14 protein-coding genes are annotated in these 12,695 nt (G+C 42.0%); 6 read left to right on the top strand and 8 right to left on the bottom strand.

Going from position 1 to position 12,695, the window contains the following annotated elements; translation table 11 throughout:
- Nucleotides 1–23: 23 nt before the first annotated feature.
- From DPG01_RS17425 to DPG01_RS17435, 3 genes are read right to left on the bottom strand one after another with little or no spacing between them, the layout of a single operon-like run.
- Nucleotides 24–1,097, bottom strand: coding sequence for a DUF6670 family protein (locus DPG01_RS17425; RefSeq protein ID WP_110975923.1), 1,074 nt, complete (start codon nucleotides 1,095–1,097; stop codon nucleotides 24–26).
- Nucleotides 1,098–1,127: 30 nt separating this feature from the next.
- Nucleotides 1,128–1,955: a CDP-diacylglycerol--serine O-phosphatidyltransferase gene (pssA, locus tag DPG01_RS17430; protein WP_086208911.1), complete on the bottom strand. Its 828-nt coding sequence runs from the start codon at nucleotides 1,953–1,955 to the stop codon at nucleotides 1,128–1,130.
- Between the two features lie 44 nt (nucleotides 1,956–1,999).
- Complete coding sequence (locus tag DPG01_RS17435; RefSeq protein ID WP_086208912.1) at nucleotides 2,000–2,857, bottom strand: 23S rRNA (adenine(2030)-N(6))-methyltransferase RlmJ; 858 nt, start codon at nucleotides 2,855–2,857, stop codon at nucleotides 2,000–2,002.
- A 114-nt stretch (nucleotides 2,858–2,971) separates the two neighbouring features.
- Between DPG01_RS17435 and DPG01_RS17440 the strand changes: the two genes are divergently transcribed.
- Nucleotides 2,972–3,574, top strand: a complete 603-nt coding sequence (locus DPG01_RS17440; RefSeq protein WP_110975924.1) for a 2OG-Fe(II) oxygenase — start codon at nucleotides 2,972–2,974, stop codon at nucleotides 3,572–3,574.
- A 72-nt stretch (nucleotides 3,575–3,646) separates the two neighbouring features.
- The gene (locus DPG01_RS17445; protein WP_086208914.1) at nucleotides 3,647–4,174 is read left to right on the top strand and encodes a hypothetical protein; all 528 of its coding nucleotides are present in this window, start codon (nucleotides 3,647–3,649) and stop codon (nucleotides 4,172–4,174) included.
- A 102-nt stretch (nucleotides 4,175–4,276) separates the two neighbouring features.
- On the opposite strand, the gene DPG01_RS17450 is transcribed toward DPG01_RS17445, so the two are convergent.
- The 5 genes from DPG01_RS17450 to DPG01_RS17470 all read right to left on the bottom strand — a co-directional run bounded on the left by DPG01_RS17450 (nucleotide 4,277) and on the right by DPG01_RS17470 (nucleotide 8,874).
- On the bottom strand, nucleotides 4,277–4,534 hold the full coding sequence (locus tag DPG01_RS17450; protein WP_086208915.1) for a DUF2789 family protein: 258 nt from the start codon (nucleotides 4,532–4,534) through the stop codon (nucleotides 4,277–4,279).
- Nucleotides 4,535–4,639: 105 nt separating this feature from the next.
- A complete protein-coding gene (locus DPG01_RS17455) occupies nucleotides 4,640–4,900 on the bottom strand; it encodes a DUF2789 family protein (protein ID WP_086208916.1) in 261 nt (86 codons plus the stop codon).
- A 167-nt stretch (nucleotides 4,901–5,067) separates the two neighbouring features.
- Nucleotides 5,068–6,054, bottom strand: coding sequence for a malate dehydrogenase (locus DPG01_RS17460; RefSeq protein WP_086208917.1), 987 nt, complete (start codon nucleotides 6,052–6,054; stop codon nucleotides 5,068–5,070).
- 171 nt (nucleotides 6,055–6,225) lie between these two features.
- Nucleotides 6,226–6,840 (bottom strand): ribonuclease I, encoded by a 615-nt coding sequence (locus DPG01_RS17465; protein ID WP_228146990.1) that lies wholly within the window; start codon nucleotides 6,838–6,840, stop codon nucleotides 6,226–6,228.
- 66 nt (nucleotides 6,841–6,906) lie between these two features.
- Nucleotides 6,907–8,874, bottom strand: a complete 1,968-nt coding sequence (locus tag DPG01_RS17470) for a lytic transglycosylase domain-containing protein (protein WP_086208919.1) — start codon at nucleotides 8,872–8,874, stop codon at nucleotides 6,907–6,909.
- 311 nt (nucleotides 8,875–9,185) lie between these two features.
- Here DPG01_RS17470 and miaB point away from each other — a divergent pair, with 311 nt between their 5' ends.
- From miaB to DPG01_RS17490, 4 genes are all read left to right on the top strand, one after another.
- Nucleotides 9,186–10,643 carry a tRNA (N6-isopentenyl adenosine(37)-C2)-methylthiotransferase MiaB gene (gene miaB, locus DPG01_RS17475; protein ID WP_110975925.1) on the top strand — a complete coding sequence of 486 codons (1,458 nt, stop codon included), beginning with the start codon at nucleotides 9,186–9,188 and terminating at the stop codon, nucleotides 10,641–10,643.
- Between the two features lie 38 nt (nucleotides 10,644–10,681).
- Complete coding sequence (locus DPG01_RS17480) at nucleotides 10,682–11,758, top strand: PhoH family protein (protein ID WP_062032459.1); 1,077 nt, start codon at nucleotides 10,682–10,684, stop codon at nucleotides 11,756–11,758.
- A 58-nt stretch (nucleotides 11,759–11,816) separates the two neighbouring features.
- On the top strand, nucleotides 11,817–12,296 hold the full coding sequence (gene ybeY, locus DPG01_RS17485; protein ID WP_062032462.1) for an rRNA maturation RNase YbeY: 480 nt from the start codon (nucleotides 11,817–11,819) through the stop codon (nucleotides 12,294–12,296).
- Between the two features lie 101 nt (nucleotides 12,297–12,397).
- On the top strand, nucleotides 12,398–12,695 hold a 298-nt coding region (locus DPG01_RS17490; RefSeq protein WP_110975926.1), incomplete at its 3' end, for a hypothetical protein.

A 12,695-nucleotide genomic window follows, 5' to 3' on the forward strand; every position in this document is an offset into this window, starting at 1 on the left:
ATCAGCAAAATATTACTTTTTTCTTATTTCTTGAGTGAAAAGGGAACAATTTCTCCTATTTCATTGCGTATTTTTTCTTGTGAGTTATGTTCTTGCCACTTTAAAGCACGACAGTCGACATATTCACAGTAGCCACTTTCACCATTTTCTTCATAGTTATCAATTTTGACTTGATATTTAAAACTTCCTACATAACCTGCTGCTAAGCCAAACTTAAAGTCTCCACGGCTCTGTGCGCAAATATGTATCCGATATCCCTGCTCACCTTGATAACACCATTCAAACTCTCGTGGTAAATACATTTTTTGCCCATTTGGCGTTTTCACAGCAGGATAAACACGATGAACTTGAAAGCGTACCATTTGGTCAAACATGGAAGTCTGCTGCTTTTTTAAATCACGTAAATAAATCCGTGACTGAACGACTCGATTAAATGAATCCCGAATTTGCTCTAATAAGAGCTGACGTTGATCTGCTAGATTAATGATTTGATATGTAAAAAAAGCTAAAGGGACATAACTAAAGTCAACACTGCGCCCATATTCAAATGCGCCGAGTTGATCTATGTCATAGTGTTGTCCTTTGTATTTTACCTCGCCATGACACTGACACATCACCGACCAATGTTCAGCTAAGCCAAAACGTAACTTGGTAAAATGAGAAATCAAGGGTGTGGTGATAACTTCTATCTCAAAGCTTAGTTCACTATCTTTTCGTTGAATCTGAAATTTAGGAAATGCACCTATAACGTGTTCTTTGTTTGCAAATTTAAATTGTTGTTTTTCAAAAGCACATTCAGCAGAAATAGAATAGCGACTCAGTTGACCTGCCATATGCGGACTGCTACTGGCTAGAACCGTTGCTGTGTCTAGTGCTGTGGTTCGAATCGCACTGTTATTCCGAAGCATAGGCGTGTTGGGCTGCCCGATCATACTCAAAAAATTTAAGTAATGTAATGGTGCAGGAAGGTTAGGAATGGTTACAGCCTGATGAATGATTTTGTATTTCTTATTGGGCGGATGGTAGGCAGGCAAAGACCGTGAAGGAGTTTGATTAAGTTGTTTAGACTGATCGAGAAAATCTTGGAACAACCACATATCGCACTCCTTCTACATATTATTAACTCATCATGGGTTTTGTTGGCTTCGTGCTAAAAATGTCGTAACAAATCCAGATAACGCATAAATCAAGGAAATCACCAAAATACCCACAGGAATATTGTAGGTCATTGCTGCAAAAATAAAGACTGCAATCGGCAGAACAAAAAATGGAACGCGCTTGCGATCTACTGTTTTAAATGAATAATACTTAATATTCGAAATCATCAATAGACCAACAGAAACAATCACTACAGCGCTGATCGCTTGGATACCGCGCTCACGAATATCAAAAATTTCAGGAAAATCGAGCCCGACCCAAACCAATGAAATAATGATAATGGCTGCAAGCGGACTAGCCACACCAATAAAGTAACGCTTATCGACTACACCAATTTGCACATTAAAACGCGCTAAACGGAACGCAGCACATGCGGTATAGACAAAACAGCACGCTAGACCGATACGACCCAGCGAATCCAAACTCCAGCTATACATTAAAATCGCTGGCGCAACACCAAAGGCAAGTAAATCAGACAAAGAGTCATACTGCTCACCAAAAGCACTCTGCGCACCGATTGCACGTGCCACACGGCCGTCTAGGCCATCCAACAATGCTGCTAAGAAAATAGCATAAATCGCTTGTTGGAAATTACCATTCATACTAGCGATAATGGAATAAAAGCCTGACAACAACGCTGCCGTTGTAATCAGGTTCGGCCACAAATAAATACCTCGACGTTTTACTTTTTGACCTTCCTGTGTATGCTCTTCTTCTTCCACCTCGAAAGTGATCCCATCAAAGCTGGGAACACTGCGTGGAGTAGATTCGCTTTCAGGTTTATTTATATTTGTCATTTTCTGTCGATCCTAATGTAGCCTTTTTCTCTTTAAGTCTGTCTTTATTCGCCAACTAACCAACGAACAGCAGCATGACCACCATTTTCACTCATACGTAAATGCGGGAATAACCACTGTAACGCCTCATCAGCATCTTCGGAAAACTTCCAAGGCGGGTTAATCACCAATAGACCACAGCCGTTTAAGCCCACTGGAGTGTCATCTGGCCAAACACATACTTCACAAATCAACTGACGACGAATACCCGTTTTAATCATTTTCTTTTCAAAACGTTCAATCATCGCGCGGTCTTTAATCGGATACCAAATCGCAAAGACCCCTGTTGACCATTTTTTATGTGCTGCTGCAATCAGGTCAACTAACTGTGGAAAGTCTTTACGTTCAACTTCATAAGGTGGGTCAATCATCACCAAACCGCGTTTTTCTTTAGGCGGAATGACACCGAGTAAGCCTTCATACGCATCGCGCTCATGCAAACCCGCGCGTTTATCACGAACGTTGTAATACAACTGTTGGAATACATCACGCTGCATTTCAAAAATAGTGGCTTTGTCGATTTCACGCATGCCTTCTAATGCAAACCACGGCGAACCAGGATAGGCACCTTTACCTGAACCTTCACGCATTTTTTCAACAATTTTTAAATACTGCTGAACGCCTTCAGGCGCATTACGCTTAATTGAATCATCTAGTTTCACTAAACGATGGATGCCATTTAAAAACTCACCTGACTTTTGTGCTTCTGAAGTCGATAAATCATATTTACCAGCACCGCCATGCGTATCAATATAACGATACGGTTTATCTTTTTGATTGAGGCGAGTCAAAATCTGAAGCAAAAGAACATGCTTCATGACATCGGCAAAGTTGCCTGCATGGAAATGGTGACGGTAATTCATGTTTGTATTATTCCTAAAATCAATGAGTATTTTAGCATGAAAAATAGTTTCGTTCAGACAGCTTTCTTACACTAGAATAACAGCGGCTTTTCTTTGTCTTTTAGGTTTTATGTTATGGAAGCAGTTCTTCTCCCAAAGTCTTGGAATGTTGATCAAATCCTAGATGATTTAGATCAACATGGTTTTGCCATCATTGATGACGCCTACTCTGATGACTATGTACATCAACTCATTGAAGAATGCACTTCGAACTTAAACCGCTTTCGTGAAGCCGCTATTCAAAACGGTGTCATCAGTAAGATCCGTAGTGATCACATTTTATGGTTACATCCCGAACTCCACATTTCCAATCAACATGTACAGTCCCTTTTCAGCTTAGGTCAAGAGCTCAACCGTGCTTTTTATCTTGGTATTCGGGACGTCGAAGCGCATTTTGCTTGCTATAACGCTGGCGAGTTTTATGCACTACACCGTGATAATCCTCAAGGTAAAAATGGTCGTATGATTTCTGCGGTTTACTACTTACATGAAGACTGGCAAGACAGCTGGGGAGGAGAGCTTCATCTACAAGATAAAAATAACATTTGGCACGTACTGCAACCCAAGCCAAATCGTATCGCACTGTTTCAAAGTGACTTGCTACATGAGGTTTTAAAAGCCAAACATCAACGTTTATCAATTACCGCATGGTTACGGAGTGACAGTACAATTCTGTGATTCAGGCAATAAGACTTTAAATTGTAAAAAGCATCCTCATATACTGAACATTCATTGAGGAGGATGTAACCGATGCGTGCCAACAGTCAACACATTATTCAGCGTATTGGTGAAACAGACCAACTCTACTTACAAGGCAATAGCCCTGAATTAGCACTTGAGCGTGCTGATTTGCGCTTACAGTTAGTCACACTGAGCCAACTGCGCCAAGAACAAGTCCACTTTTTACAAGAAGCGGTGGTATTACTTGAGCAAGGTCGAATTGAGTTTGAGGAAATGCCTCTGTCTTTGTACCTCAATTTGTCTTTGCATCTTGCTAAGGCATATATGCTGTACTTTGAAATCACCAAAGAAGATCGCTTTGCGTTGATTACACAGCAAATTTTAAAACCACTGACCAGCTATGGTCAGGGTGATATTTACCTGTTTTTGGCCTACGCCTCTGTGAGTAGAAAAGAATCTGCATTGGCACGACACTGGCTTGGAAAATATGCAAAAAGTACAGAGTTTGATTTCATTTTACTGCGTGAACATGCCGCTTTTATCAGCTTCCATCAAGAAGATTGGTTTATCAAACTCATACAAAGTAAATTGCACTAAAATGTGGGCATCCAAGTTATACACCTAAAGAATAAAAAACGCCTGTGATCAGGCGTTTTTTATAGTTCAAAGACCGTGTTGCTTTCAGTTGTGATCATTCATTTAAGCTGTTTGAAGCTTATAAGCATCTAAGTGCAGTTGTTGATTGAGTTCATCGACCATAATCGCCCAGTCATCATCTTGCACCAAATGGCTGATGAGTAATGCACGCTGTGCTGGATTCCAAAACGCTGCATCATGTAAAGATTGATGAGCGGGTAGTTGATGCGTACGAATATATAACTCAATGGCAGCTGCACTATTAGCAAGTCCCAGTTGAGAAAATAAAAGCTCTAAGGATGGTTTGTGTTGATTGAGCATCTCGCCCTCCTTATCAATACTATTGTCAATTGTTATTGAATAAACTTATATGTATTTTTTAAAAAAACCTAGTCTTAAAACTAGGTTTGTTGTTTCAATTTGTGATTATAAATGACACGAACCCGAAAGTTTATTTTCTGTGTGTAATTGCTCGTTTAACTGGTCAACGACCAATGACCATTCATCATCTTTTTTCCAATTGCTGATAATAAAATCATGCTGTGCTTTAGACCAAAAAGGTGCTTTATGCAATGGAACATCTGAAGTGAGTTGATGTGTGTCAATAAACTGATTTATCGCATCCGCACTTGCATCAAGCCCCAATTGCTCAAATAAAAGTTCTAAAGTCGGTTGTTGATCAAACATCATTGTTCTCCTCAAGCCCTTGATCATACCTTTACAGATTAAGGTATGCTTATTTTTTAGTCAGTTGTGTCTATATCTCAGCATGTTATTTTTTGTTCAATAAAACATTTGTATAAAAAAAGCACCCCGAAATGGAGTGCTTTTTCAACTTAATCAGTTCGATTAAATTATTTAACCATGTCAGCAACTGCTGCACGTTCTTCTTCTAACTCGTTCAGAGTGAAGTTGATACGCTCACGGCTGAATTCGTCGATCTCAAGACCTTCAACGATTTTGTATTCGCCATTTTCAGTTGTTACAGGGAAACCGAACATTACGCCTTCTGGAATACCATAAGAACCGTCAGAAGGAATACCCATTGTTACCCATTTGCCGTTTGTACCAAGAGCCCAATCGCGCATATGGTCGATTGCAGCGTTTGCAGCAGACGCAGCAGAAGACAAACCACGTGCTTCGATGATCGCAGCACCACGTTTACCAACAGTTGGAAGGAACACATCTTTGTTCCAAGCCGCATCGTTGATTTTGTCTTTTAAGCTTTCGCCATTCACAGTTGCAAAACGGTAGTCAGCATACATTGTTGGAGAGTGGTTGCCCCAAACAGTCATATCTTCGATGTCAGAAACTGCAACACCTGCTTTTTGAGCAAGTTGAGTCAAGGCACGGTTGTGGTCAAGACGTAACATTGCTGTGAAGTTTTTCGCTGGAAGATCTGGAGCAGATTTCATTGCGATGTAAGCATTGGTGTTTGCTGGGTTACCCACAACAAGTACTTTAACGTCACGGCTAGCAACTTCGTTTAGTGCTTGACCTTGACCAATGAAGATTTCACCGTTCACTTTCAACAAGTCAGCACGTTCCATACCTGGACCACGTGGACGTGAACCAACCAATAACGCGTAGTCAGCATCTTTAAATGCAACTTTAGGATCATCAGTACCGATCATGCCAGCCAATAATGGGAAAGCACAGTCGTCTAATTCCATCATTACGCCTTTAAGCGCAGCTTGAGCTTTCTCAAAAGGAACTTCTAACAATTGCAGAATAACTGGTTGGTCTTTACCTAACATTTCGCCACTAGCGATACGGAATAATAGGCTGTAACCAATTTGACCAGCTGCGCCAGTAACGGCAACGCGAACAGGTTGCTTCATGTACTTATCTCCATTTGAGGAACGTTAGATATGATTAAATAGCTGTTCTATCTAATCTTAATAATCATAAACGGCAAAGATTGTACTCCAATACTTTGGCAGATGCATGTAAAAGAGAATGAATTCCAACAAAAGTATGATAGGAAATATAAATTAATTTAGAAAAAGAGATTAGTAAGAACCTTTGATCGCAAAGGAACTTGGGCAGTTTTCTTGAATATTCTCTGCACAAGCTTTGTACTGACCGTTGGGTTTATAACAGACCTTGACTTCGGTCAAAATGTTGGTTTGTCGTTGTGTCCGACAGCTAAAACGTAGCCCACTTGCAGGTAGCCCTGGGTTTAAACGTTGAAATTGCCCTCGCAGTGTATTGAGCTGTGCGGTTTTATTTTCAGAAGAAGTCAAATCTGCAGGAATTTTTAAACGCTCTGCATAATTAATCACATTACGGAAATACTGACTGGCATTCATCGGCACACAACCGCCAATTTCTGCCCATAACTGGCGGCGCGCATGTTCATCAGGCATGACTCTCGCCACGACTTTGGTTTGAAGCGGAGAAAGGACCGCAGAAGAATTGGTCTGACACTCCCGTGTGGTGGTTTCAGGATATAAACCCGTAATATTGAGTGAATAACCTTCTAGACACTTCCGTTTTTTCGAGCCTTGGTTATCAAACATACACACGGCGGGTGTCATTTGAATTTCCATCACATAACCAAATACCGTCGGTGCAGCATGAGCAGATGTCGTAAAAAATCCCAAAACAAGACTACTACCAATCATCTGCAGTAGTTTTTGCGTTAAGACTGATGGGAGTGACATCAAAACCATAAAATGTCTAGACCTTTATTATTGACTTTTAAAAGGAATATTTTGCATGCGCTGAGTAATGGACTGTGGTCCTTGGCCAAGCAAAACACCATAATGCGTGGCATTACTCATCACATGCTTGACGTAATCTCGGGTTTCAGTCAGTGGAATACTTTCCGTGTATTGATCCGCTGCAATGGCTTGATTTTCAGGCTGCCAACGACGTGCACGGTTCGGACCTGCATTATAACCTGCTGTCGCCAACACTGGATTATTGCTTAATTGACTTTGGATCATGGACAGATAGAAAGTGCCATAACGTACATTGGTATTCATATCACTCAGTGCGGCTGGATTATAGGTTTCACCCATTTGTCTTGCGACCAATTTTGCCGTATCTGGCATGATTTGCATCAAGCCACCTGCCCCGACATGCGAGCGTGCATGGGTGACAAAGCGGCTTTCTTGGCGCATTAGCCCATACGCCCATGCAGGATCTATGCCTGCATTACGACTGTGACTCACCACATAACTTTGGTGTGGCATGGCATAGCGATAGCTATAGTTATGTTGCTTGACCGTTCGATCGGCTGCATAGATTGCTCGGTCATACCATCCCATTTCTGTTGCACGTTTAGCAGCAGCCAAAATTAAACCATCATCTTGTTTTAAATAAGCTTGTCTGACCGCCCAATTCCACTCACGGTTGACATAATTGTCTGGTGCGTTGACATTGCGCAGTGTAAAAGCACGGCTAAAATGAATATCCTGATTCAAACGTTGTATGTCAGCATTGCTCGGTTGGGTATTCGCAGGAATGGTCTGATAACGTTGTCCAATACGATCTTTTGCCAATAAGTTATGATAATCGTCACCTACTGACAATTTTTTGAAGATCTCACGCGCCAAGGCTTTTGATTTTGCATCACCGCGTTGTTCTGAAGCACGGGCTAACCAATATTGCCAGCGATCTTCTTGTTTTTGCGTCACACTCATACCATCAACGGCACGAATCACGCTCTCCCATGCACCAAAGCGAATGGCTTGGCGTGCATAAATTTCGGCTTCTTCTTCACTCAATGCTAAACCATAACTCCGATCGAAGGCTTGTAATACCTCCACATTAAAATTATTTTTCATGACAGTTGTGCCACCGATATACCCCACAGCACGGTACAACGCTTTTTGCACCGACTCAGGGGTACCCTCTGCAGCACGCTTTACCGAAGCCAATGCAGTATTTAGATCACTATCGGCTAAGCGCCCAATGGCATAAATTAAATATGCTTGATCTACAGCCGATGCTTTCGGTGCTGACCATAGATAATTCAGTGGATCAGCTTGAATGCTATTCAGCTGCGCTAAAGACAAATTCATACCGATGGTCTGTGCGGTTGCAATCGCTTGACCTGACTGCCCTGCACGAAGCTGCGCCCATAGACGTTGTTGCTTGTCTTGTTCCGTCATGAGAGGGCTCGACAGCATCATGCGTCCCAGCCCAGTACATGACTCAGGCTGTGAATTGGTCGCGAGCCAAACATCTTTATATTCGGCGAAAACCAAAGGGTCGCCCGACTTGGCGCGGACTTGCGCCATAGCACAGCTTTCTGCTTGGTCTGCATTAGACACATACGCCAATACTGGCTGTGCGGAAGTAAAGTCAGCCATTTTGACTTTTTCTTCAATATAGTCTGCTGCCAATTTTTCAGCCATCGCGGACTGAGGATAGCGCTGTGCAAAGCCCACGATATTGGCCGCTGGTTGCAACGCTAAATTACTGTTTAATAGCCAATATTCAGGGTAATAGCCCAAGACATCACCCTGCATGCTGCTTTGATATTCTTGCAACAAGCTGACATTGCCCGTATTGGCTGCGCGTAAAGCATCATTGAATTGTTCATCTGCGGCATGTGTCGCTGCAGATAAACCCAAGGCAGCTACACCCAACGCAAACACTTGATAATATTTATTCTGTAATCGTTTTAACATGGGTGTGCCTTCTGTCATCTTTGTATAGCCTAGTCTCGTCTCATCATTTTGATTAGTTTAATAACTCATAACAGACTCTATTGTTCTCTTATGTAACCTTATGATTAGACAATATTAATTTTCCTGTATTTTCACTTCACAAATCAATCTTTTTTAGCTTCAGATTTAAAGCTATAAGTTTATTCAGATTTCCTGCTAAAATATGCGCCTTTCGTAGATTTCAAATGGTGCTTGATCGAGCATTTTTGTCGCTAGCCAAGCCCTGCTTTCGCCGCCACAGATACCGATCAGACACAAAAAACCTAGATTCATCCCCCTTAGGAGCCTACATGACGGTTCAAACCTTCATTCCAAATAGTGCCCAAGCTGCCTCAGAAAACACTGTCACCCAGCCACAGCACACCCCAGCCACCGATGGATCAGTTAAAAAACTGTATATCGAAACGCAAGGGTGTCAGATGAATGAGTATGACAGTCACCGTATGGCAGACTTACTGGGCGACTCACACGGCTATGTACTGACCCAAGACCCGAAAGAAGCCGATATTCTACTGATGAATACCTGTTCGATTCGCGAAAAAGCCCAAGAAAAAGTGTTCTCTGAGCTGGGTCGTTGGCGCAAGCTGAAAGACAAAAACCCTGACCTGATCATTGGTGTCGGTGGTTGTGTAGCCTCTCAAGAGGGCGACAACATTCAAAAACGTGCCAACTATGTCGACATGATTTTCGGTCCACAAACCTTGCACCGTTTACCACAAATGCTCGATCAGCACTTTGATCAAATCGAAAAACCCAAGAAAGAAAAAATCAAATTGGTAGATATTTCTTTCCCTGACATTGAAAAATTCGACTTTTTACCTGAACCGCGTGTGGAAGGTTACAAGGCTTTTGTTTCAATTATGGAAGGTTGTTCAAAATATTGTTCATTCTGTGTGGTGCCCTACACCCGTGGTGAAGAAGTTTCTCGTCCGCTGGATGACGTTTTAGCTGAAATTGCCACCTTAGCCGAAAAAGGCGTCCGTGAGATTTCGCTATTAGGTCAAAACGTGAATGGTTACCGCGGTGAAACCTTCGAAGGCAATATCTGTACTTTTGCAGACTTGTTACGTCTTGTTGCAGAAATTCCGGGCATTGGTCGTTTGCGTTATACTACATCACACCCCCTTGAGTTTAATGATGACTTGATTGAATGCTACCGTGATCTACCGCAAATGGTGTCGCATCTACATTTGCCCGTACAAAGCGGCTCAAACGATGTATTGCAAGCCATGAAGCGTAACCACACCATTGATGTCTATATCGATAAAATTGCCAAATTACGCAAAGTTCGTCCAGATATGCATTTATCCAGTGACTTTATCATTGGTTTCCCAGGTGAAACCGATGCACACTTTGAAGAAACTTATCAGTTTATCAAAGACATGGATTTCGATCATTCTTACAGTTTTGTTTATTCAAAACGTCCAGGTACACCTGCATCTGAGCTTGAAGACACCACTTCTGAAGACGTGAAAAAAGAACGTTTATCCAAAGTCCAAAAGTGGATTAAACAATCGAGTATTGAAAAGACCGATGCCATGCTCGGCACGATTCAACGCGTTTTGGTCGAGAAAGTTTCGGATAAAGATCCAAACCTACTGATTGGTACGGCGGATAACACTCGTTATGTGAGTTTTATTGGTGATGCAGCATGGGTCGGACGTTTCGCAGAAATCGAAGTGACAGAGATTAAAACTTTGAATTTTGTTTATGGCGAACTCTTGAATCTTGAGCCTGACGTGGCGTAATGTAAGAGAATAGATTCTGACTACTTAAAGGAATTCTCTTGACTGCAGCGATTCGACGTACAGTAACTTTTCCTGGGGTTTCAATTGAACGTTTAAAGAGCATGCTCGGTGCTTATAACGGTCATTTGAAACAAATCGAACAGCGTTTAGATGTCACTATTTCCCATCGAGGTGATGCATTTTATGTCGATGGTGAAATGGATGCAGTTGAGAGAGCAGAAGGTCTGCTTCATCGCCTGCATGAAGAAGCAGAAAATACGGTACAAATCAGTGCCGACACCTTACACCTCATGATTCAAGGCAGTCAGACTGACCGTGAATTGCAAGAAGACCTTGATGGGCAAGAGCACACTGGTTTAGATGAAGTGTGGCTCCAAACCCGTAAAGGTCGTATCAATCCACGCGGTGCCAACCAAAAGCGTTATGTGCAGCGTATTCTACAAAGCGATATTTCTTTTGGTATTGGACCTGCGGGTACAGGTAAAACCTATCTCGCCGTTGCAGCAGCAGTTGACATGCTAGAACGCAATGAAATTCAAAGGATTTTATTGGTTCGCCCTGCCGTTGAAGCAGGTGAAAAATTGGGTTTCCTCCCAGGTGATTTAAGCCAGAAAATTGATCCGTATTTACGTCCACTCTACGATGCCTTGTATGAAATGCTTGGCTTTGAAAAAGTGGCTAAACTGATTGAACGTCAGGTGATTGAAGTCGCACCACTGGCTTATATGCGTGGTCGAACCTTAAACCACTCTTTCGTGATTTTAGACGAAGCACAAAACACCACGCCTGAACAAATGAAAATGTTCCTCACACGCTTAGGCTTTGGTTCACGTGCAGTGATTACTGGGGATATCACACAGGTCGACTTACCGCGTGGTCAGCAATCTGGTCTGGCACATGCTTTACGCATCATCGACAAGATCAAAGAAATTCACATTACCCGCTTCCACTCTCGTGATGTGGTACGTCACCAGCTGGTGCAAAAAATTGTTGAAGCTTATGAGGGATGGGATGCAGAACAACATCGCTTAACCGCTGAAGCGCGTGCTGAACGCAAAGCGCGTCAAGAAGCCTTAGTGGCTGAAAATGATGCTGCTGCTGATGCTCAGCATTAAATTACAGCCTACTGACAGCTAAACCCTGTCAGTAGGCTTTATTATCTAAGGATCTATTTTGAAACTGAGTCTTTCTCTACAACAGGACTTTCAAGCCCCTGAATTGGTCTTGAAACGTGGCTATCTCAAAAAAGTTGTAGAAACTGTTTTACGTCATATTGGCACACAGAGTAACTGTGAAATTGGTATTGCTTGTGTTGACCATGATGAAAGTCATAAATTGAATTTGGAATATCGTGGCAAAGATAAATCAACCAATGTGTTGTCTTTTCCGAGTGATTTGCCCGATGAAATGGCGCAGATTCTTGACTCATTTCCCATTGGCGATTTGGTCATTTGTATTCCTGTGGTGTTGTCGGAAGCAAAAGAACAAAACAAAGCGCCATTGACGCATTTCACTCATATGCTGGTCCATGGCACTTTGCACCTTATGGGCTATGACCATGAAACATCAGAAGCAGATGCTGAAGAAATGGAAGGCATAGAAATTGAAATTTTGGCTAAACTCGGTTTTGAAAACCCTTATTTAGAACAGTAACTATTAGATTTGAAACAACTTACCCGATTCATCTCGATGTGTCGGGTTTATTTATGCTAAAAATAAAGCAAGATGAAAAAATAGATCAAGAGATTATAAAAATGCATACACCAATTTCAAAACTACTCTGCATGATCGCCCTATCCTGCACTACCTCGCTTTATGCTAAGAGCAATGATGAAAATCAAACATCCTGTCAGGAAGTAAAGTTTCTAGATTCAGCTCAGGCTTGGGCTGGACATTATTATTTGCAGGGCGTTATGGAGGTTGGTTCTGAGCTTCTACTAGAACCTGACGGCAAATTTAAATGGTATTTAGCTGTTGGCTCTTTAGACCAATATGCCGAAGGGTCATGGTGGAAAAATGGCAACTGTATTGGTTTAAAAGCTTTGCCTAAAT

Source organism: Acinetobacter sp. WCHAc060042 (assembly GCF_003231195.1).
Lineage (GTDB): Bacteria > Pseudomonadota > Gammaproteobacteria > Pseudomonadales > Moraxellaceae > Acinetobacter.